This is a genomic window from Undibacterium sp. Rencai35W (assembly GCF_049340185.1).
Lineage (GTDB): Bacteria > Pseudomonadota > Gammaproteobacteria > Burkholderiales > Burkholderiaceae_D > Undibacterium.
On the sequence record NZ_JBMPPC010000009.1, the window covers coordinates 1 to 23153 of the forward strand.

Below are 23153 nucleotides of genomic sequence, written 5' to 3' on the forward strand. Positions count from 1 at the left end.
ATACCCATTTAAAGCTCCTAAAAAATTTCAGAGTTAAGTTAATTTGCAGCATTACTACTTGTAGTCTGCATCACAGCGTAGCGGATGATGGCAGAAGACCTTACAACTTTATGTGACATGCATCACATAAACAATAATATTGACGAAGATTTTGTAAGAATGCATTACGACCATCCTCCCTCTGTGTCATCCAATCCACTGTTAACTTTAGTATACCAAAAGAAGCTATCGAAATTGGATAGGCTTTAGGAGATTGCTAACTCTATTTTTGCATTTGGGTAAGTAAATTCGCTATAAGTTCAAAATAAGCTCAAAACATCTATTAGCGAATAGTCTACATTAGGAGATATGAGGGGATTTATCAAATAATTAGCTGGACCTCTGATGAATAAGTATCCGGACGCAGCGTCAAAGATCTTAATAAAAAGAGTGGATATTGATGATGCCGCTCAATGCGGCATCCGTTTTGGGCTAGGTAGTAGCTAGTTTCAACTGGTTGATTAGTTGACTAATTGTATGACGAATTATTTCTTCGCCCACAGTGTTGCACCCGTAGCAAGATGCGTATCGTCCAGTCTGGCGCGGAACAGGTAGGCGGCTGAGCCACCGTTTTCGGAGGTCAGCACGCCTTGTACCGAGGCGTTCGACGTGAAGATGTTATCGTTGCTGAATTGCCCTTTACTATCAACGCTGCCGTTGCTATTGAGTTTGTAGGTGCCGATGTTGGTCTGCAAATCAAAATTGGTGACGAAAGTTGCTTTGGCAAAATTGACATTGAGGCTGGCGTTCTGGACTTGGGCGGCGCTCATGACGCCTTTTGCCTCGTCTTTGACGTAGGCTTCGCTATCTTTGAGGGCAAAGCCCATGCTGCCGGTGTTGGGGATCTGCCATTCTGTGCCTTTGACCTGGAACAGGGCGAAATTATCAACAATGGCGATGGTTTTGGCTTCTCCGCTCAATTTAACAAAATCCAGCTTGGCAGGCTGCCCAAGGACTTCGGTCCAGCGTCCCCAGATAATCTGATTGACAACCGGCGGGACAACAGGTGGCACCACCACTGGGGGCGTCACGACGGGTGATGTGTTGTTTGCGCTGGTAATTGCCTGTTTGAGTTCATCCCCTTTTTTGGGGTCGAGATTCAGTTCATTCGCGCCTGGCACTGCCGGAGCAGGGCCGGTGGCACTGGCGTTTTTACCGTTAGGCTCGTCTGGACGCGGTGGCGCGATAATGTCGGGAGCTGCGCCATTGCTCTGGAGCAGCTGGGGCTTGACCTGACCTTTGGTGATTTGCAGCAGTTGTCCTTGTTGACGCGCGAAGAGTTCGGCGCTGGCACTACCTTCGCATGGGCCATTGCCCTGAGGGGCGCAACCAGAGACAAAACCGCTGACAACAATACCGCCGGAGATCACGGCAACACGCGATGTGTCCTGGGTGGTGTAGACGGTGAAGTCCGTACCGCGTACGCCTATTGCTGCTACGGGTGTATTAAAGCGAAAATTTTGACGCGCCTGTTTGACTGCATCGCCCGAGATACTGCGCGCAACGCCGTTGACGAGTTCTAACTTGATGCGGGTATTGGCAGGGTCTTTGGCATCGATGTGGTAGGCAACAATACGGGCGCGACTGTTCGGACGCAGGATGAAGAAGCCGTTATCAACTGTTTTGAGGTAGAGATAGCCATCGGCTCCGGTACTGAGCTCGGCACCTTCGCTAACCGTGCTGTTGAGCGCAACGGGCTGACCACCGAGCTCTGCCTTACCCGAGACAAATACAATACGTCCTGCATCATCGGCATAGGCAGATGCTGCGGCAGTTGCTGCGAGCAGGATAATCGAGTGAATCAGAGTAGTGATATGGCGTTTCATGGCGCTTCCTTTGTATTGCATGACTTGCTGGTGTTACAGATTTACTGCCTGGTTGTTGCTTTGATTTGTTGCTTTGATTTGTTGCTTTGATTTGTTGCTTTGGTTTATTGCTTTGGTTTACTGCTTTAATTAGTTTGCTGCTTCGTTCCTAGTACTTCACCGCTATATTGCAGAACACCCGCACTCAGGTTCTGGCTATGTCTTGCCCTCTTCTCCCGCTCGCGGGGGAAGAGGTTTGATTCTGCTTCTTTATCCGCATTCGCTGCGACTGCCTTGGGTGGCGGCACGTTGTGTCGCCGACTCAGAGCTGTCGCCTGAGACCTACCTAAGTTTTGCTCGCAGGCTTGCCAATTTTTTGCACAAGAGAACGCTTATTTACCGAATTATCCTCTTTAATGCAAATGTTTATGTGATGCACGTCACATTTTTGGCGATTTTGTCGTAATATAGCACGGAATTCCTACAGAATTTTCAGGTGCTTATTGACTTTGGACATACCTTACTGTTGCCTGTAAAATATTTGTTTATTTACTAATTAATTTATCCTGAGAGAAACTGCTAGTCATGCTAGTCATTATTCGCTCGATATTAGCTGGATTTTTTTAAGGATGAATTGCCTGCGTACGAAACTTGTGGCGCGTTGATTGTCATACGAGTCGCATAAAGAAAGACCTGGCAGATCACGTCAAGATTGCCAACATTTATCATCACATCAGACCGGAACTCTGCATTTTGCATCTTATCGCTATTTTTTCACTCAAGCAGTTGCGCATGTGCGTAGCCAGACTCGCTGGGTTTTGACAATGATGCGTTCATTGCGATCCCGCCTGATGTCGATTTCTGCTGCTACCGTGTGGTGGCTGATCGGAATTTGTGCTGTGTGTATTACGGTTGCGGCAGAGTGGGCGACGCTGCCGGTGAGCGTCTACCCCGGCGATGAATGGTTGCGTGACCGCTACATCGTGGCGCATACCAGCGATGCTCCTGAAACTCGCATTACGATGGTGGATATTGATGAGACCAGTCTGGCTGCCATTGGTCCATGGCCTTGGCCAAGGGCGCGTATAGCAGATCTGATTGAGCATCTTGTCGGTACTTATGGCGTGCGGGGAGTTGCGCTGGATTTGTTTTTTTCTGAGCCGGCGGATGCTGAGGGCGATATGCGGCTGGCGATGCTGGCGCAGCATGGTCCGGTGGTAATGGCACAGGTATTTGATTACGACCATGCGCCTCTGCGGATTGGTAAGCTAATGGGCGGCGAGGCAGCGATACCGTTAAGTCTGGCAGCCAGAGCCAGCGGGTATATCGGTAATCATGCCGGGCTGAGCAGCGCAAAATCAGTGGGTAATATTGGCTTTGTACCCGATGCTGACGGTGTGCTGCGGCACCTGCCACCGCAGACGTTATTTGAAGGACGTGTCTATCCAACACTGTCACGTGCCTTATTCGATTGTTGTGCAATAGCGAGGGGAAGCAGTGCGCTGTCGCAAGCCGGAATGTCTGGTGCCAAAGTGAATAAGAGTGGATTTGTCCGGGTTCCTTACCGGCATAGCCTTTCTGCTTTTACGATTATTAAAGCGTCAGACATATTGCACTTAACTGCACCTGCAGAATTTCTGAAAGGGAAGCTGGTCATATTGGGTTCGTCATCACTGAATCTATCTGATCGTGTCAGTACGCCGTTGTCACCGTCAACCAGCGGTTTTCTGGTGCATACATCTGCCTTGTCTGACCTGCTGGATACGCAGGAGGGCATTGCACCACAGGCCTGGCAAGGTCGGTGGCTGGCGCTGCTATTTTCAATCGCTGTGGCGATGGTGGCGATGTATACCTTTCCACGTTTGTCGGCCTTGAGCAATATTGCGATATTGGCCGGGGCGTCGGTTATCTGGGTGATGTGTGCTTATGTTATTCATCCGCACGATGATTTTTTTGCGCCGACCGGGCCTTTGCTGTCGAATCTATTTTTGCTGACGATTGCCGTTCCGTATGGCTGGCAGGTATCGCAAGGTAAATCACAACGTCTGTTGGGAACCCTACAGCAGTACGTTGCAAAAGCGGTGGTCGATGAGTTGTTGCGCAGTGATTTAAAAGATCCGCTGGCACCCCGTCAATTGCATGTGACAACATTGATTGCGGATATGGAGGCTTATACCAGCCATGTAGCAAGCTTGCCGGTTCAGGATGCGGCCAGACTGACGAGGGATTTTTTGGAATGTCTGACAGGTCCGGTGCTGGCGATGGGCGGGACTCTGGACAAATATACGGGCGATGGCCTGGTCGCTTTTTGGGGCGCGCCGTTACCAGTCGATAATCATGCAGATCTTGCGCTGGACGCCGGGATTCAAATCATGATGAATTTACGTTCATTCAATATGCAACGTAAACGCGCAGGGTTGTCGCCCATCAGAGCGCGCATCGGCGTCGAGAGCGGTATTGCGATGGCAGGCGATTTTGGGACATCGTTCCGCAGTATTTATACTGCCGTCGGCGATAGCGTGAACGTGGCATCGCGTCTGGAGGATGTGGCGCGGGATTTTCCTTATGACATCATCATCGGGCAAGGTACGGTGACGTGTGCAACACGCCATCAGTTTAAGTTTTTAGGGGAACGGATATTAAAAGGCAGGGAACATCCGAGCAAGTTATTTACGCTGGAGCTGAACCAGTGATCAGCGCCTTTAGAATCCGCCCATGGGCAACGCTGGCAGGACGAGTCCTTGCTCTGGCGTTCAGCGTGTGTGTGTGCACGATGGCACACGCAGATCCGGGATCGAGCGAAGACTTGTATCTCGACGCGCTGCGCGCTATCCACGAGCATCGCAGTCAGGATGCGAAAGATATTTTAAGCAAGCTCATCACCATTGAGCCGCAGCATGCCGGTGCATTATTAGATCTGGCGATTATCCAATGCGAATTGGGTAATGCGAAAGAGGCAGAAAACTTATTCGCGGATATCGTCACCCGATTTGCTCCGGCACCAGCGATTCTTGAGGTGATTGCAAAGCATCGTGCTCAGGGTTGTCAGAGTCCTCGTGCGAATAGCCGATTCTCGATATTGCTGGAACGGGGCATCGATAGCAATGTGAATCAAGGGGCGAGCAACCCCAATTTTGGATTGGGTAGCGGTGCTAACCATATTGACTTGCAATTGCTTCCCGAATATTTACCAAAAAAAGATACATTCAGTACGATATCGGCAGACTATTTGCGCGAATTAACACCGGGTAGCACCATCGGTTTTGCGCAATTGCGGGTTAGAAAATACGACGATTTATCGCAATTCAATACGCTGGCAATTGGTGTCGGGGTTGAGCACCCATGGAAACTAGGGAACTGGAACGTGAGTCAGATGGCGATGCTGGGAGGATTAACGCTGGATTCTCACCTGTATCAGACACAGCAGCTATTGCAAACCCGCGTGGTGCCGCCAATTAAATTACCTGACTCTATGCAATGGAGTCTTATCGGCGGTGTGACACGGACTCAATATCCGACCTTGCTTGGTTATGACGCGAATACGTGGGAATTACGCAGCCTGTTCAGCTATCAAAAAAATGCTTACCGGGCACAAGCGAGTATTGCGTATTTGTCTGACCGTGCTAACAGTAACAGGATTGGCGGACACCGTTCAGGCGAGCTTGCGAGCTTGCAAGGCAGGGGCAAAATCAACGATCAGGTATTTGGTGAGCTTGGATGGACTTTTCAGCGCTGGCAAAGCGAGCAGGTCTATTCACCCGGTCTGATTGATGTCGCAAGAAATCAACGCACGCAAACGATCAGAGCGGCATTGAGTTTTCCGGTTAGGGAGAATCACAGTGTGCTATTTGAGGTTCGCCAGGTCAAAAATCGTGAAAATATCTCTCTGTTTGAGTACAACAGTAAGGTGTTGCAAGCTAGCTGGCTGTGGCAAGGTTTTTAGGGCGTGACCTTTTTTGAAGAAATTTAAGAAAGATTTAAGACATACGATAGTCGTTATTACTTTGTAATTTTTTGTGAATTGATGATGTTTCCCGAAATTGCGTTATTTGTTTTTGCATCTGCTGTGATCTGCGTAGGCTGCCTGGTGCCTGCAAGCTGGTTGCCGCCTATACGCAACGATAAGTGGATGCACTTTATCGCGTTTGCCGGATTGTCGGTGTTGGCGCGGCTGGTAGTCCATAGTAATGAGGAACTGGTTTATTGGTTTGCCGGATTGCTGCTTGCCGGGTTGTTGATTGAAATTCTCCAGCATTGGGTACCGGGAAGACAATTCTGCTGGCGGGATATGGCGGCCAATACGGCAGGTGTGGGGACAATTGCGTCATTATTGTTTTTTTATAGTTTTGTAGATCACGTCGGGTAAATTTTTCGTTAATGACTGCCTCAAATAATATCGCTGTTGTTACTGATAAAGCTGCTGCCGCAGAGACTACGGCAGTGATCAACACGCCTGAACAAATTCAGGTCAAGATACAGATACAGACCAAGGTGCAGCTCAAGGTCAATCAGATCACCGTGCATCTGAGGAAGATCCCTCTGTTTGCGAACCTGACTGAAGAGGAAATGCAAAGGGTCAAGACGGATTTGCGCGTCAAACAATTCAATCGCCGTGACGTTGTGCTGCAAAAAGGGGGGCTGGGCGACAGTTTGCTATTTTTGCTCTCAGGTCAGTTACAGGTCGTCGACGTGACAGAGGACGGTAGGGCAATTGGCTTGCGAATGCTGAATGAGGGTGATTTTTTCGGTGAAATTGCGATTATTAACGGCTCTACCCGCTCTGCCTCAGTGGTTGCTCTGAGCAATGTACTGGTGGCTTTTTTACCGAGTGCAACGGCCTTACATTTGTTCGCACACTCACCGAATGTGGCGAATATGATCTTGCGACATCTTGCAGGCAAAATCCAGCGCGACTCTGAATTCCGTGCCTTGCTGAGTATCAACAATACCTCACGAAGAATTTACGCATTTATTGAGTTATCGAAGAAACTGGTACCAGGCAATCTGGAGATTGTAGAAAACCTGCCGACCCATCAGGATATTGCAATGATGATCAATACCAGCCGTGAGACGGTGACACGTGCCCTGCTGCATTTGGCACAACAAGGAATCGTTGAAAAAGATCTGCACCGGCTGATCATCCGCAAACCGGAAGAATTGCAGAAATTGGCTCTAGGGAACTGATATCTGTCATTGATTAATCATTCCTATCGCCTCTAATTAAGCTGGAAAATATAAAAATTCATTTCTATTTGTAAGTAATCTTGCCGCGCGGCATTCAAATTGATAGTATTTTTACAAAACTATTGCGACTAAGCCGGATGTGCTTGAGAATTACGGTCTGCGTCTCCTGCTGCGAACCTCATAGTATGAGAGTGCGTATCAGAACGAACTGTAAGAACGAACGGCTAACCGGATTCTGGAAACGCGTCCGGCATGAGGTAGCAAACATTTTTTATACCGATTTTGAAAGAATTTGATGGTACTCCAACCAGTGATTTTATCGGGTGGCTCTGGCACTCGTTTGTGGCCCTTGTCACGTGAAAAACATCCGAAGCAGCTACTTGCCCTGATCGGTGAAGAAACCATGCTGCAAGCTACTGCGACACGCATACGGGACTTCGACGGCGAACTCGCGGTGGCGCACACCATGATCGTGGTGTGCAATGAGGAGTATCGATTTATCACCGCAGAACAATTGCGCGCTATCGGCTTTGCCAAACCGACCTTGCTGCTGGAACCAGCTGGTCGCAATACCGCTCCGGCATTGACGCTGGCAGCAATTGAAGCAGCGAAGAATGATGCCGATGCGGTGTTACTGATTATGCCGGCAGATCATGTGATTGCCGATGTGCCTGAGTTTCATGCGGCAATACAAAGCGGTTTACCACAGGCGATCGCAGGGGCGATGGTCACGTTCGGCATCGTGCCAAACCGTCCGGAGACGGGCTACGGCTATATACAGGTCGGTGATGCTTTGCCAGGTTCTGACGCTAGAAGCTTACGCGCTTTTGTTGAAAAGCCCGCATTAGAAACAGCACAGCAATATCTGCAAGAAGGTAATTATCTCTGGAACAGCGGTATCTTTATGCTGCGTGCGAGCGTATGGCTGAAAGCTATTGCCCACCTCAATCCGGCAATGTATGACGCGTGCAAACGCTCTATGCAGGAAGCAAAAGTGGATTGTGATTTTGTGCGTGTCGATAAAGAGTTATTTCTGTCATGCCCGTCGGATTCGATCGATTATGCCGTCATGGAGAAACTACCGGCATCACCGGATTTAGGTATCCCGGGATGTGTGGTGCCCTTCGATGCGGGCTGGTCTGATGTCGGCGCCTGGGACGCGGTCTGGCAAGTGTCGGATAAGGACGCTCAAGGCAATTCGGTCCATGGTGAAGTGATGATGGAAGATTCGCGCAATTGTCTGGTGATATCCGATAGCCGCCTGGTTACGTGCCTGGGTCTCGATGATGCGATTGTGATTGAAACCCCTGATGCGATCCTCGTGACAAATAAGCACAATACGCAGAATATCAAACGGATTGTCAATCGCATGAAAGAGGGCAATTACCCGCAAACCGATAATCATCGTAAGGTTTATCGTCCATGGGGTCATTATGATTCTATCGACAGCGGTGAACATTTTCAGGTGAAGCGTATCGTGGTGACACCTGGTGGCCGCTTGTCGATGCAGATGCATCATCACCGCGCGGAACATTGGATTGTCGTGAGTGGTACCGCGCTGGTAACTCGTGGCGAGGAGACGATGACGCTGGTAGCAAATCAATCGACCTATATTCCGCTGGGTGTAAAGCACAGACTGGAAAATCATGGCACGGTTGATCTGGAATTGATCGAGGTACAGTCCGGTGCCTATCTGGGCGAAGATGATATTGTCCGCTTCGATGATATTTACGGACGAGTGGCAGGGTAAATAATGGGCTGCATGGCGCACTGCGCTTGAGCCTTACTTATTCACGGACAGGGTCGTATCAGCATTTTTGGCTGGTATGGCTGACATATAATGGTCGCTTCCATTTCAAGGCGGAAGCTACTATAACTTTTTGCATTTTCTCCCAGCTCTGACATGACATTCCACTTCTGTTTTCAACCGCGATATAAGGGCTCAAGGGCATGATTCCGGTCGCTATGTTACGCGGCTTGTGGGCATATCGCGGCTTTATTCTGGGTAGCGTCAAACGCGAATTCCAGGCTAAATATGGTAACGCTATTTTAGGTGCCGCTTGGACTGTGCTGAACCCGTTGGCGATGATTCTGGTGTATACCGTGATCTTCGCTCAAGTCATGCACAGCAGGTTGCCCGGTGTAGATACGGCGTTTGCCTATAGCATCTACCTTTGCGCAGGGATTCTGACATGGGGTCTGTTTGCTGAGATCGTCGCGCGCGGACAAACCATGTTTCTGGATAATGCGAATTTAATTAAAAAAATTAATTTCCCGCGGATCTGCTTACCCCTCATTGTTGTGTTGAATGCCTGTTTGAATTTTTCGATTATTTTTGGGTTGTTCACTGGCTTTTTAGTCTTATCGGGTAATTTTCCCGGATGGGTATTTTTAGCTGTATTGCCTGTATTGTTGTTGCAGGTAGTATTTGCCATCGGTCTGGCAATGATTATCGGTGTGCTGAACGTCTTCTTCCGGGATGTCGGTCAATTCTTCAGTATTTTTATTCAATTCTGGTTCTGGCTTACCCCAATTGTTTATCCGTCTAGCATATTGCCAGCTCCGATCCGGGCAATGCTGATATATAACCCGATGGCACAAATGACAGCGGCATATCAAACTATTCTGGTTAATGCACAGCTCCCCTCTTGGCAAAGTCTGCTACCAACACTGGTACTGAGTCTCCTGTTCTGCGTACTCGGCATGCAGCTATTCCGTAAGCGCGTCGGTGAAATGGTGGATGAACTCTGATGGGCAGCATCAACGTTAATAATCTGGGCAAAGCCTATAAACAATATGCGACCCGTTGGTCTCGTCTGGCCGAGTGGGTACTGCCATTTCTCGGTGTGCAACATCGCTTGAAATGGGTATTGAAGGACATCAATTTTCATATTGCTGCCGGTGAGGCGGTTGGCATTATCGGTATCAATGGTGCAGGTAAAAGTACGCTGCTCAAACTGATTACAGGTACCACACAGGCAACCACGGGAACCGTGCAGAGCAATGGCAGAGTCGCAGCCTTGCTGGAACTGGGTATGGGTTTTCATCCTGACGTCAGCGGACGCGACAATGTTCTGATGGCGGGCCAGCTGATGGGTCTGTCGATGGAGGACATCCGTCAGTTGATGCCGCAGATTGAGGCATTTGCAGAAATTGGTGACTATATTGACTCGCCAGTGAGAGTGTACTCCAGCGGTATGCAGATGCGTCTTGCCTTTAGCGTAGCGACCTGTATTCGGCCTGATATTTTGATTGTCGATGAGGCACTGGCAGTCGGTGACGTCTTCTTCCAGCAAAAATGCTTTGAACGCATCACTCAGTTCACTAAGGCGGGAACCACCCTGCTATTTGTATCGCATAGCACCGGTACGGTATTGAATACCTGCACTCGCTGCATTTTTATAAGAGAAGGCGGACTGGCATTTGATGGCGCGCCCAAAGAAGCGATTGATTTATACCAGGCTGAATTGCTAAGCCGCCTGGATCAGGCAAAAACACCTCTGCAGGTCAATGCAGGCCATGAACAGCAGCAACGCATCAAACACGAAACACTCTTGACCGACGCACCTGCACTGGAAGGGAAAGCCGGCAGCATTACAACCGAACGGGCGGATTGCGTTGCAGTGAACTTTGTACAGCAGGATGGCAGTATCCAATACAGCATGCTCGCGGACGAACTCGTTAGTCTGCGTATTGATTTCAGGATCCGACAAGCTCTTGATGATCCTCATGCAGGGTTTAAGATACGCAACCGTTATGGCGTAGTTCTGTTCGAAACCAATACTTACTGTATGCATGAAACTCTGGGAAAGGCTGAGGCTAATACGATCCTATCCGTGCAATTTTCGTTTGCGCTTAGCCTGTTTCCTGATGAGTACACCATTACTATCGGTCTGGCGAACGGCGGCTACGGCGAAGGTGCATTTAAAGAAGTGATTACGTATCTGCATGAGGTTAGTGCTTTTATCGTATTACCCAATCCTGCAGCGATCACGTGGGCGGGCTTGACTAATTTACAGCCGCAACTCAGCTTTGAAAAATATTGAAATAAGATTTGAACCGATGAAACCATTAGCCATGCAAGACGCACCTGATTTGACTTTACTGTTCCGGAATGAAGCCCTGGTACGGAGCATTTATCGCGGCTTGCTGGGACGCGATCCGGAACCGGCAGCACTAGGTTACTGGACGCAGGCAATCACAGATCATGGCAATCCAGGCAGTATCTTGAATGCCATCGCAGAGAGTGACGAATTTAAAAAAAATCTGCAATTGCAATCGCAACAAAAAACAATTTGCACAACGCTGGCATCTCTGGCATCGCCATTGCTTGAGCAGGAGCCTCTGACAATCGTCGATGTCGGTGCGCAAGAGCTGGAGGGCGAACAACATGTATACGCGGCGATTGCCAATCATGGTTTGCCGTACCAGACTATCGGCTTCGAGCCGCTAGAGGATAAGATCGCGGAGAGCAAACAACGCAATCCTGACAGCAGAGTCACTCTGTTTCCCACATTTATTGGTGATGGCGGTAATCATACGTTTCATATCAATAACTATGATGCGACCTCTTCTCTGTTACCGCTGAATACAATCCTGATTAAAGATCTGGTTGATCTGAGTCATCTCGCCACAGTCCAGACTGAGCAAGTAGCAACTAGTACATTGGATCAGGTTCTGGCAGAGGTAGCCCGGGTCGATTTTTTAAAACTGGATATCCAGGGGTTTGAGCTTGAGGCATTGAAACATGCGACTGCCACTCTGAGCCGAACGAATGTTGTACATTGTGAAGTATCTTTTGCCGAAATTTATCAAGGGCAGGCACTGTTCACTGATGTGGAAACATTACTCCGCGAACAGGGATTTTATTTTGTCGATTTTAGTTCTACCTGCCACTATCCCTACCATAGCGACTCACATCAAACGTCCCGTGACAGACTCGGTTGGGGGGACGCGATTTTCTTCAAACGCAGTGAACTGCTGCCTGCATCACGCGATCTGCTGGCACAGGCAGTCATCGCACAGCTCGTATATGGTAAGTCCTCATTTGCAGAATTTCTCACTGCCCATTTTGACGCGCAATCCGGTACGGCATTGACATCCGCGTTCAGCGGCAATCTTCGTTAGGCCAGGCAAGATTATGACTTTTATTTCTTACTCTCAGAATTTTGAAGATGTGTTGCTATGGCGCGCACTTGGCCATATCAAGAACGGTTTTTATATCGATGTTGGCGCGAACGATCCGGTAGAACACTCCGTTACTAAAGCGTTCTACGACGCAGGATGGAGCGGCATCAATATAGAACCGCTCCCCAAGTTTCAGCTCGCGTTTCAGGAGCAAAGGCCACGCGATATTAATCTTGCAATCGCTGCGGGCGCAACTGAAGCGGAAATTACGCTGTTTGATGTTCCGGCAGTCAATGGCTGGGCATCTAACGACGAGACGGTCGCAAGTGCACACAAGGCAGATGGCTTCGATGTCATCGAACTCAAGGTTCCACAACGTACATTGAGCCAGATTTGTGCAGAGAATGCTGCGACCCAAGAGATTCATTTTCTTAAAATCGATGTTGAGGGTTTTGAAGGAGAAGTATTACGCGGCGCAGATCTCAGAAAGTGGCGCCCATGGATCTTAGTTGTCGAAGCAACGATGCCAAACAGCCGGGTGACAAATCATGAAACCTGGGAACATTTGATTATTGCGCATGACTACCACTTTGCTTATTTCGATGGCTTAAATCGTTATTATGTCGCTATTGAGCACATAGAACTGCGTGACATTCTCTCCGTACAGGCGAATGTGTTCGACGATTTCATTTCTACACATCTGGATCGTGCCTGGGCAAATACGAACGCGGCGAATCAAAGAGTCATTGAAGCCGACCGCATGATGCGCGAAGCGCTGGACAGTGCAAACAAAATTAAACTACAGTCATTTGAGGCTCTTGCTTACTTTGTGGAGGAACGCAAGGCTTTGAAATTGAAGGAACAAGAATTTCAAGCTTACATATTGGAAGAAAAATTAGCTATTCAGGAGACTGTGGCACATGCAAAGGATTTAGAACATCAGCTATCGGTATTGTATGCAAGTCGCTCCTGGAAGCTGACTAAACCCTTACGCTGGTATATACAGAAATTAACATCGATTCGTGCAAGCAATACTACCGCTGGAAAAATTGAGAATATTGAAGAATATTCGATTCCGCGGGAAATACCAGTAACCCTGGCGGCAACCACAGAAGATATTCCAGCAATGAATACGATGACGGTATCTGCTCGTAAAACACTGGATGATTTACATCAGCTTATGTCAACCAGTAAATAATTATGCGTATCGTTATTGATTTACAAGCAGCTCAAAGTGGGTTTTCTGCAGTCACAGACCAAACCCTGCAGGTTGCTAAATCGGTGGCACACCTGGCTAATGAGCATGAGGTGTGGGTGGTCTTGAATATGTATTTTTCAGATTCAATCACTCATATTCGTACAGCCTTCGAAGGTATCGTCAGCATTGATCATATCGTTAGCTTTCAGATGCCGTGCATGGAAAATTCCGGCGACACGGCATTTATACTCAACGATTGGAATCAAAAAATTGCGGAACAAGTGCGGGCGGGTTTTCTAGCCAGTTTGAACCCTGATATCGTGTTTGCACCGCATATCATCGAAGCAATTGATCCTCATGTGATACGTACTGTCGTGCCAGATTTCGATACATATCAAACTGTTTTTTTGGTAGGGAATGCCATTATTCCTATGATGGCAAAGGACGATGCAACAACCGCAGAACGGCAGTCGAATTTACAACGTGCTGCAGGGATACTGACGACATCTGAATTAGCACGTAAGAGTATCGCAGTACTCCCGGATACCGCGCCGCTGATCGTTGATGAAAGTAATCCTGCCACAATACTGTCTGTACTGCTTGATATAGCGAGTCGTAAGTCGCAGGACGCTATACAGCATCGGCGTTCAAGGCTTGCTTTCATCTCACCCTTGCCACCTGAGCGATCGGGGATAGCCGATTATAGTGCTGAATTGATACCAGAATTAGCCCGCTACTATGATGTAGAACTCATTCTCGACCAGCCTGTGGTAAGCGAAGTATGGTCAGCGGGTGCGTTCCCTGTACGTAGTGTCGAGTGGTTTGAATCACATGCTGAAGAATTTGATCATGTGCTTTACCAGATTGGTAATTCACCAGCACACAAGCATATGTTTCGTTTGCTCGAACGTCATCCGGGCATTGTAGTACTACATGATTTTTTCCTGGCAAATGTGCTCGATTATCTCGACCATAGCGCTTATATGAATAATGCGTTTGGTAAGGCGCTGCAATATTCACATGGCTTAAATGCCGTCATGGATCAAAAAAAAATAGGCGTTACCGAATCAATATGGAAATACCCGTGCAATAAAGGTGTACTCGATCACGCAACAGGAATGATTGTTCACTCGCACTATCCCAAGCTATTAGCTGAACAATGGTATGGTAAAGAGAGTGCTGCTAACTGGCGTACGATCCCCCTGTTGCGAGGTCATTACAATCATGATCTTGACCGTACAAGCGCACGTGGTCTTTTGCAATTAAAAGAGACTGACTTTATCGTTTGTTCGTTTGGCCTGATGGGCATGACTAAGTGCAATGAGCAACTGCTGGATGCCTGGCTAAACTCGCCGCTAGCACTTGATCCGCATTGCCAGTTAATCTTTGTCGGTGAAAATGATGCCGGTATTTATGGTCAGCAGATTACCGATAAAATCGCTGCGCATCCTGCGGGTCATAGCGTCAGAATCACAGGTTTTGTATCTCATGAAGAGTATTGCCAGTATCTGATTGCCGCGAATACTGCCGTACAACTGCGGACGCAAACCCGGGGAGAAACCTCGGCCTCGGTACTCGACTGCTTATTACATGGCTTGCCGACTATCGTCAACGCGCATGGCTCAACCGCAGAGTTACCGGATGAGGTGTTATTGAAAATTGACGATCAGTTTTCTATCGAGCAGCTAAGCACAACTTTACTCAATATCTGGCACAAGCCGGTACTCCGCCAACAGCTTTCGGTCGCTGCCCGCAAGTACATTGCGACACACCACTCGCCACAAAAAGCAGGTGAACTCTACCGCGATGCGATTGAAGACCTGTCACAGCATAGCGTCAGGCGTCAATATCGCCATCTTCTCAAGAACATCGGTCAGACAGGTATCGCAAGCGAAGACCAACTGACGCAAGTAGCCATCGCAATTGCTGCCAATCAGCCATCCACTGGCCGACGTCAATTGCTGATTGATATTTCGGCTCTGGTGCAATCTGATCTGAAAACCGGAATTCAGCGGGTAGTGCGGAGTATCGTCACAGCCTTGTTCAACACCCCTCCTGCGGCATACAAAATTGAGCCTGTATACAGCCCAGGTGGTGGTGCACCTTATCGTTATGCCAGACGCTACCTGCAAGACTGGCTTGAATGTGAAATACCGGACAATGAAGATGCTCCGATTGAAATACATAACGGCGATATATTCCTGGGTCTGGACTTACTGATCAGCGGCGTCAGACAAAACCGCAGCCTGCTACAGGACTATAAAAATAAAGGCGTACACCTATATTTTGTGGTGTACGACATATTGCCGGTACTGCGTCCTGACGTTTTCCCTGAAGGTACGGAGGCAGAGTTTGAAGGATGGCTTCATACCATCAGCCATATTGCAGACGGACTGGTGTGTATATCGCGTGCAGTTGCCGATGAATTAGCCGGCTGGCTGATCCAGCATTCCCCGTCAAGGGCAGATACATTGCGCCTCGGCTACTTTCATCTGGGAGCTGATATTGATGCCAGCAAACCTAGCTATGGATTAAGCGATGACGCAGACTTACTGCTCGGCTTGCTTAAGATACGTCCCAGCTTGCTCATGGTTGGAACCCTGGAACCGCGTAAAGGTCATACTCATGCGCTAGACGCATTTGAGCAATTATGGGAGCGAGGGATTGATGCCAATCTGGTCATTGTAGGAAAACATGGCTGGAAGGTTGATGCTCTCGCGGAACGATTGCAAACTCATCCGGAAAATGGCAAGCGACTCATCTGGCTACAAAATGCATCGGATGAAATGCTGCTGGAGCTATACAAATGGTCCTCAGGTTTACTCGCGGCATCTGAAGGCGAAGGGTTTGGTTTACCTTTGATTGAAGCAGCCCAACATGGTCTCCCTATCATCGCACGCGGGATACCGGTATTCAGAGAAGTGATGGGCGAACATGCTTATTATTTTGACGGTTTGACAACTACTGTGCTGGCAGATACCATTCAGACATGGTTGCAACTATTGAAAGAAAATCGAGTTCCGCAATCAACTGAAATGCGTTGGCTGACCTGGGAAGAAAGTGCAGTCCAGCTACTGAATACTGTATTGCACAAAGGATGGCATCACGAAATATCGCCACAACCAGGTGTGGGACTATAAGACCAGAGGTGAAAAATCTCATCACGACCTGTCGCTCAATTTACTCTGGCAATACGGCACCAACTTTGCGGCGACGCCCGCAACAAGTATGCCACTGAAAGACATTTATTTTTGCATCAACTGAGTTGTCGATATGATTATTGGAAACGGATTGCTGGCACGGGCATTTGCACCATTTTTTGCCCATGATGCGCAGCATCTGATCTTTGCATCCGGTGTGTCTAATTCTTTGGAAACAAATGCAGAGGCATTTGCGCGCGAAAAAGATTTACTGACCTCTGCGCTGGCACAAAACAAAACAACGATCTATTTCAGCACCTGCTCCGTCTATGACCCTAAATTAACCGAGTCTCCGTATGTCCGGCATAAAATTGAGATGGAACAATTAGTGTTGAATGCCGGAGCAATGACAGTGTTCCGTCTGCCGCAAGTGGTAGGACGAACAAATAATCCGTACACATTAACCAATTATTTGTATCAGCAGATCAGCTCACGTTTGCCATTTAAGATCTGGCGTCATGCCCGTAGAAATTTAATTGACGTGCAGGATGTCAGTAGTATCGCCACTGATCTGCTGCGACATCAGCATACTGCCGATCAGATCATCAACATTGCCAGTCCACTCTCCACATCGATCCAGGATCTGGTCAGGATTTTCGAAAATACTCTGGATATCCAGGCATTGTGCGAAGTGCTGGAAAGTGGTGCCAGTTATGACATCGAGGCGACTATAGCAATGGATGCGGCGAACCGCCTGGGCATCTATTTTGATCACACTTACGTGAACAACCTCATCCGGAAATATTATGCATGAACCTGTAAGCGTCGCACTATCTCTCGTCATTCCGGTTTATGGCAGCGAAAAAGTGCTGCCGGAACTGGTCGCGCGACTACATGCAACGCTCAATGAAATCGAGTCCTTGCGCGACAACTATGAAGTCATTTTTGTATGTGACTGCTCACCTGATCACAGCTGGCATGCTATCGAAAAATTAGCATCGGATTACCCTTGGGTACGCGGTATCTCACTACGGATGAATGCAGGACAGCACAATGCCTTAATGGCTGGCTTTGCACAAACACGCGGCAAGATCATCGTAACGATGGATGATGATTTACAGCACTCTCCCTCTGATATTCCCGCACTTCTGGACGAACTGAAAAAAGGCCGTGACGTCGTGTATGCACGCTTCAAAAAGCGTCAACATGCAAGCTGGAAAATTATCGGTAGCCGTATCAACGATCTCGTTGCCGGTTATCTGATGCAAAAACCAAAAGGGCTATATCTATCGCCATTTCGCGCAATGAAAGCGGCTATCCGCAACGATATACTTCGTTACCAGGGGCCGTATGTGTATGTCGATGGTCTGATTTTGTCAGTGACACGTAACATCGGTACGGTAGATGTGAACCACCATGACAGGTTTGCGGGAGATTCTGGCTATAGCTTCAGAAAATCTCTTTCACTCTGGCTCAAAATGGCAACCAGTTTCTCTATTGTTCCTTTGCGTATTACATCGCTGGCAGGTATCTGCTTTTCCGGTTTGGGGTTCCTGCTGGCCCTCTTGTTAATCATACAAAAATTTACCCTGGATCGTATGCCAATAGGATGGTCATCACTGATCGTGACAATCCTTATCGTCGGCGGCGTTCAATTACTGGCACTGGGAATGCTAGGCGAGTATCTCGGTCGGGTTTTATTGACGCTCAATTCCCGTCCTCAATATGTGATTGGTGAAACGGTAGGGATTGCTACCAGTCCGGACCACGATCATACAAAGTCTCAAGTGAAAGCCTCCTAATGCAATTTTTACTGTACTGTCTTTGCGGTGGCATTGGCGTCTCTACTGATTATGCGGTGTTTTATCTCGCCGTCACCAGCGGAACCTGGTATCAGGCAGCCAATGGCATGGGATATCTGGCGGGAACCTTGATGAGTTTCTTCCTGAACCGAATTTTTACGTTCGGTATGCGGGATAAGATATTACAAAGACTGGTGTTGTTCTTACTCATTGCCCTGATCGGTTTTTCAGCTTCTGCCGCATTACTTTGGGTCTTAGTACAAGTGATGAATCTGGATGCACGGATTGCCAAGCTCATTAGCTTACCGATGGTGGTCGTGCTGCAATTCAACCTGAACAGAAAAATCACATTTAATCCAACTGGCAATAATGCGGATGTCACGACCGATCTTCATGAAAAGAACAAGCTATGAACAAGCAATTTGATACCGCCATTGTCGGCGCGGGTTTCACTGGTCTTACGGCGGCACTCGAATTAGCGCGTCAGGGTCAACGAGTACTGATACTAGAATCCGACACGACCCCGGGTGGGCTGGCCGGCACATTTGAATTCAAAGATGGCGTCAAGATAGAGAAGTTCTATCATCACTGGTTTGATAATGATGTGTATGTGCCTCAATTGGTCAAGGAGCTGGACCTAGAGGGGGAAATTGTGACGATGCCCTCCAAAACTGGCATGTACTTCAACGGGCGTCACTGGCGCTTATCTACGCCGCTAGATTTATTACGCTTTAAACCCCTGTCGTTCTTTGACCGGATACGCCTTGGCTTATTGGTATTACAGGTTCGTCGAGTCAAGGACTGGAAAGCCATTGAGCATTTGTCGATACGAGAATGGCTGGAACCGTTATGCGGCAAGAACGTCTATAAAATCGTCTGGCAACCTCTGATAGAAAACAAATTTTCGGTTTTTTCAGAGGTAGTCAATGCAGTCTGGATGTGGAAAAAACTGGTGTTGCGCGGAAGTACCAGAGATGCCAAGGGCGGTGAACAACTTGCCTACTTCAAAGGTGGTTTCGGCAGACTGGCACAAGCAATGGTGGATGAAATCGTGCGGTTTGGTGGCGAAATTCGCTTCTCAGAAGCAGTAAGACATGTGATCGTACAGGAAGGCCACATCAGCGGATTGCAGACTGATGCGGGCGTAGTCAACGCAAAGCAATTTCTGTTCACTCCGGCATTCCCCGTAATTGCCAACATCTGTGAAGGCATAGGACAGCCAGAGTGGTTAGCTCAGATGCGCCGGGTCAAATACCTGGCGAATGCGTGCCTGGTGCTGGAGCTGGATCGTAGCCTTTCAGATACTTACTGGCTGAATGTGAACGATCCCGGCTTTCCCTTTGTCGGCGTCATAGAACATACCAATTTTGATAGCCCTGCTAATTATGACGGAAAACACATCGTCTTCTTGTCGCGCTATTTAGCTAAAGACGATCCGCTTTGGAGTTATGGTGACCAAGAGTATCTGAATTTCGCTCTGGAGCATTTACAACGCATGTTTCCTGCGCTGGATCGCTCATGGATCAGCGATTTCCGGATCTGGCGCGCGGAGTACGCACAACCGGTCACGGAGCGCGGCTATTCAAGCTATGTACCTGGTCGTGAAACCCCCTTTAGCAATGCGTGGATAAGCACAATGGCACAGATTTATCCTGAGGATCGCGGCACCAACTATGCAATACGTGAAGGTAAGGCGGTAGCGCATCTGATGCTGGCACAGCAAAATAAATAAACGCTAAACGACTTTCTCAATCCATCCGCAAAAACAGACATGATCCGACACCTGCTACGCAGTCACAAAGTATCAATCACTGTTCAATTCCTGTTGATACTGATGACTGCGGCGGGCCTCTTGATTTGGTCGTATGACTCACTATCCAGTCTTTCAGTCGATCTGGCGCACCACTATGCGCTCACGGCACGCCTATCTGACTCCTGGATTATTCCGTATGCCGGAGATGCCAGTCTGGCAGAAATGAATTTTTATCCCCGCAGCAGTCACCTGATCGCTGCACTGATCGGTAAAATTACTCATTCTCCGTTTTGGGGGATGCATATAACGGCATTGCTCTCAGTCTTCCTGGTCTGGTCAAGCATCGCGTATATCTTATCGAGCCTACCGACGAAGCCAAGGATCGTCGTCTATATTACTTCGGGCTTACTTTTACTGATCAATCACTATTTTTTGCAATTTGATCTGCATGCCAGTGAGATTGACGTTAATTATTTTTTCGCGCAACTTGTCGCTCAAGCCTTCATCCTGATCGTACTTGCGTTGACTCTGCGCTTCGACAATACAGAAACGAAAAAGGGCTGGCGCAATTGCTTCCTTATTCTGGCGATCTACATTGCAGTTGGCATTCATCTGCTACCAGCGCTGGAATTATTGTGTTTTTATATTGCTTTGCTGGGATCTGAGCTTTATCAGCAATGGCATTCCAATAAGAACAAATGGCTCTCTGGAAGCCATGCAGCCGGGTACACTCTTGCTGCCAGCGCGGCGTTATTTCTACATCCTGCATTTGCCAGAATGCGTCAGATCAGCCTACATAACGGTGAGCTTCATGTACAGCACATCAGTGCAACAAGTACCTATCTGATTTATAGCAGCATCATTTTCATCAGCTCTTGCCTGCTATGTAGAATCTGGTTTTTATTACGTGAAGCCGGATCTGCCGACCGGTTTAAAGCCGTCAAATATATTGGTCTGTATGGAATGGGGGTATCCGGACTCTGTATGGCTCAAGTATTGGCACTATACCTTGGTCTAGGTTCGGAGTACGCAGTCAAAAAATATGTTTTTGGCCTGAATACGGTCAGCCTGATCGAAGCTGCCGTTTTTGCATTTTTAGTTACACATCAATTACATCCTCGGCTGATGCGTGATAACGATAAAAAAATACTAGACTACGTCAGCCCTTTGCTGCCCTGTTTATTCACGACTATTGCATTTTTGTGTGTATTTCCCTCGCATCATTTATTCAGTGCGTCCGATGTGGCAAAGACAGAGCGCCAGTTATTGGACCGTAGAAAATTGTTCTCTTCTCAGATACCGGGGAAATTCGATTTTGTGTACGCGATAGCAAAATCAGATGCTCATTTAGCGTATATGTTTTCTACCGGGTTATTTCAGGCGCCAAGGGTATTGGCTCTGAGTGCTGATGTCGCTGACTGGAATTATGTTGCCAGCATTTTTACTTCGGCCGGTTCTGCTTACGATATTGACGTTAATTGCCGTCGTGCGGCACCGGAGAACTCGCTGGTAGTACTGGACGGTTCCTGTCTGTCGAAAAAATTAGGTATCGCTAATACCATCAATTTTACGAGCTTAAACAAAAACAATCCCTGTACGGCTCAGGGATTAAGCGTTGCAGAAGATTTTGGCACATGGACTGAGGCGAATTCAGTACATATTCGCTGCCCTTTACCGGTCAACGGGCAGCAAATTAAACAAATAGAAATTGATGCGAGTGGCTTCCTTGTGCAAAAAATTACGCAAAGAGTAGCATTGACGATCAATGGAAAAACAACGACGAACTACCTGTTCGACGATAGTCATTCAAGACATGTGATGGTCCTGGACTTGCCAGAGAAACCAGGTAAAGACGCTACGATTGATCTTGTCTTACCTGATGCAGTATCGGGCAAAAAATTAGGCGTCAGTAACGATGTGCGCCAACTCGGTATCGCAATCAAATCTATTACATTCAAATAAATTCGATGTTGATAACAGGCGTTAACGCTTGTTAAGTACCCGTTGATAAAGACCGAGATAATTCCGCGACATTTGCTCTGCGGTAAATAGCTCGTCATAACGTTGCTGGGCTTTGATCCCCATCTGAGCAGCCTCTGCCGGGTGGTCTACTAAGTAGCGCATCGCTTGCCTGAAGGCCAAAGGATCGTTCGGCGGTACGACTAATCCCGTTTGATCTGCAATATTAATATAGGTCGTTCCCGTCCCGATCTCGCTGGATATCATCGGCTTACCAAACATCGCTCCCTCTAACAGAGAAATGCCAAATGCCTCTGACCGCAGGTGTGAGGGAAATGCAAGCGCATAACATAAAGTCAGCAGGGCAACCTTATCAGGTTCTGGTAAAGCACCAAGAAAATGAACATTCTTCAGACCCAATGCTTGCGCCTGACGCTTCAGATCTGCCTCTACCGGACCATCACCGACAATAACTACTGGAATATCGCTACCGGCAGCCGCTTCTAGCAAGATGTGCAAGCCCTTGTAGTAACGAAGCATACCGACAAACAAAAAGAATTTTTCACCGACCCGCTGACGCCAGTACTCAAGCAGTTGCATAGAGGGCGCAGGATAAATACTTTTATCAAGGCCGTAAGTGATGATCTCTGTCTTGTCTTTGTAACGCTCCAATATCGGACTAGTAGCAAGATAATTCGGCGACGTAGCAACAATTCTGTCTACATCGTTTAAAAAACAATGCTTCAATGGCTGGTAGAGTTTGAGCAAATATTTTTGACGAACAATATCTGAGTGATAGGTCACCACAGACGGTTTTTTAATATTGCCAAAAAAATGCGCCACATCCATAAATGGCCATGGAAAATGATAATGAACGACATCTGCGGCTTTAGCTAACTCTTTAAACCTGGATAAGGCAGTCCATGAGAATCCTGTAGAGGCAATCTCAAAATTCAGCGGGGCGCGGTGGACCTGATGTCCTTCAAACTCGAGTTCAAAGTTGCTTTTATCGCGAGTTAAAGTTAATACCTCCGCGCTGACACCTAGTCGTGCCGTGCCAACGACCATCTGGCGTATCACCTGCTCTACTCCACCGAAGCTGTCAGGGTAATAGGTGCGGTAAAAATGCAGCACTTTCATGGTCGC

Annotated in this window: 18 protein-coding genes; 15 read left to right on the forward strand and 3 right to left on the reverse strand. The window is 48.0% G+C overall.

Annotation, left to right across the window (positions count from 1 at the left end):
• Window positions 1-524: 524 nt before the first annotated feature.
• Together ACO0K3_RS17335 and ACO0K3_RS17340 are read right to left on the reverse strand one after the other, a co-directional pair.
• On the reverse strand, window positions 525-1865 hold the full coding sequence (locus tag ACO0K3_RS17335) for a FecR family protein (protein WP_422986762.1): 1341 nt from the start codon (window positions 1863-1865) through the stop codon (window positions 525-527).
• A gap of 125 nt (window positions 1866-1990) precedes the next feature.
• On the reverse strand, window positions 1991-2152 hold the full coding sequence (locus ACO0K3_RS17340; protein WP_422986764.1) for a hypothetical protein: 162 nt from the start codon (window positions 2150-2152) through the stop codon (window positions 1991-1993).
• Window positions 2153-2668: 516 nt separating this feature from the next.
• Here ACO0K3_RS17340 and ACO0K3_RS17345 point away from each other — a divergent pair.
• The 15 genes from ACO0K3_RS17345 (at window position 2669) to ACO0K3_RS17415 (ending at window position 22010) form a co-directional block, all read left to right on the forward strand.
• Window positions 2669-4537 carry a CHASE2 domain-containing protein gene (locus tag ACO0K3_RS17345; protein WP_422986766.1) on the forward strand — a complete coding sequence of 623 codons (1869 nt, stop codon included), beginning with the start codon at window positions 2669-2671 and terminating at the stop codon, window positions 4535-4537.
• Entirely contained in the window at window positions 4534-5787 is a 1254-nt protein-coding gene (locus ACO0K3_RS17350; protein ID WP_422986768.1) for a tetratricopeptide repeat protein, read from the forward strand. Before ACO0K3_RS17345 ends, ACO0K3_RS17350 begins: the two co-directional genes overlap by 4 nt.
• An 81-nt stretch (window positions 5788-5868) precedes the next feature.
• Window positions 5869-6210: a VanZ family protein gene (locus tag ACO0K3_RS17355; RefSeq protein ID WP_422986770.1), complete on the forward strand. Its 342-nt coding sequence runs from the start codon at window positions 5869-5871 to the stop codon at window positions 6208-6210.
• Window positions 6211-6221: 11 nt separating this feature from the next.
• Window positions 6222-7028 carry a Crp/Fnr family transcriptional regulator gene (locus ACO0K3_RS17360; RefSeq protein ID WP_422986772.1) on the forward strand — a complete coding sequence of 269 codons (807 nt, stop codon included), beginning with the start codon at window positions 6222-6224 and terminating at the stop codon, window positions 7026-7028.
• Between the two features lie 295 nt (window positions 7029-7323).
• Window positions 7324-8778 (forward strand): mannose-1-phosphate guanylyltransferase/mannose-6-phosphate isomerase, encoded by a 1455-nt coding sequence (locus tag ACO0K3_RS17365; RefSeq protein ID WP_422986774.1) that lies wholly within the window; start codon window positions 7324-7326, stop codon window positions 8776-8778.
• A 200-nt stretch (window positions 8779-8978) separates the two neighbouring features.
• Window positions 8979-9779 carry an ABC transporter permease gene (locus ACO0K3_RS17370; RefSeq protein ID WP_422986776.1) on the forward strand — a complete coding sequence of 267 codons (801 nt, stop codon included), beginning with the start codon at window positions 8979-8981 and terminating at the stop codon, window positions 9777-9779.
• Window positions 9779-11074 carry an ABC transporter ATP-binding protein gene (locus ACO0K3_RS17375; RefSeq protein WP_422986778.1) on the forward strand — a complete coding sequence of 432 codons (1296 nt, stop codon included), beginning with the start codon at window positions 9779-9781 and terminating at the stop codon, window positions 11072-11074. The genes ACO0K3_RS17370 and ACO0K3_RS17375 overlap by 1 nt, the downstream gene beginning before the upstream one ends.
• Before the next feature lie 16 nt (window positions 11075-11090).
• Window positions 11091-12155, forward strand: a complete 1065-nt coding sequence (locus tag ACO0K3_RS17380) for an FkbM family methyltransferase (RefSeq protein WP_422986780.1) — start codon at window positions 11091-11093, stop codon at window positions 12153-12155.
• A 13-nt stretch (window positions 12156-12168) separates the two neighbouring features.
• Window positions 12169-13353 (forward strand): FkbM family methyltransferase, encoded by a 1185-nt coding sequence (locus tag ACO0K3_RS17385; RefSeq protein WP_422986782.1) that lies wholly within the window; start codon window positions 12169-12171, stop codon window positions 13351-13353.
• A gap of 2 nt (window positions 13354-13355) precedes the next feature.
• Window positions 13356-16493, forward strand: coding sequence for a glycosyltransferase (locus ACO0K3_RS17390; RefSeq protein ID WP_422986784.1), 3138 nt, complete (start codon window positions 13356-13358; stop codon window positions 16491-16493).
• Window positions 16494-16626: 133 nt separating this feature from the next.
• Window positions 16627-17307: an NAD-dependent epimerase/dehydratase family protein gene (locus ACO0K3_RS17395; protein ID WP_422986786.1), complete on the forward strand. Its 681-nt coding sequence runs from the start codon at window positions 16627-16629 to the stop codon at window positions 17305-17307.
• A complete protein-coding gene (locus tag ACO0K3_RS17400; protein WP_422986788.1) occupies window positions 17300-18295 on the forward strand; it encodes a glycosyltransferase family 2 protein in 996 nt (331 codons plus the stop codon). The genes ACO0K3_RS17395 and ACO0K3_RS17400 overlap by 8 nt, the downstream gene beginning before the upstream one ends.
• Window positions 18295-18708, forward strand: a complete 414-nt coding sequence (locus ACO0K3_RS17405; protein WP_422986790.1) for a GtrA family protein — start codon at window positions 18295-18297, stop codon at window positions 18706-18708. The genes ACO0K3_RS17400 and ACO0K3_RS17405 overlap by 1 nt, the downstream gene beginning before the upstream one ends.
• On the forward strand, window positions 18705-20027 hold the full coding sequence (locus tag ACO0K3_RS17410; RefSeq protein ID WP_422986792.1) for an NAD(P)/FAD-dependent oxidoreductase: 1323 nt from the start codon (window positions 18705-18707) through the stop codon (window positions 20025-20027). Before ACO0K3_RS17405 ends, ACO0K3_RS17410 begins: the two co-directional genes overlap by 4 nt.
• 39 nt (window positions 20028-20066) lie before the next feature.
• Window positions 20067-22010 carry a DUF7024 domain-containing protein gene (locus tag ACO0K3_RS17415; protein ID WP_422986794.1) on the forward strand — a complete coding sequence of 648 codons (1944 nt, stop codon included), beginning with the start codon at window positions 20067-20069 and terminating at the stop codon, window positions 22008-22010.
• Between the two features lie 21 nt (window positions 22011-22031).
• Here the strand turns inward: ACO0K3_RS17415 and ACO0K3_RS17420 are convergent, their stop codons facing one another.
• Entirely contained in the window at window positions 22032-23147 is a 1116-nt protein-coding gene (locus ACO0K3_RS17420) for a glycosyltransferase family 4 protein (RefSeq protein WP_422986796.1), read from the reverse strand.
• Window positions 23148-23153 lie beyond the last annotated feature (6 nt).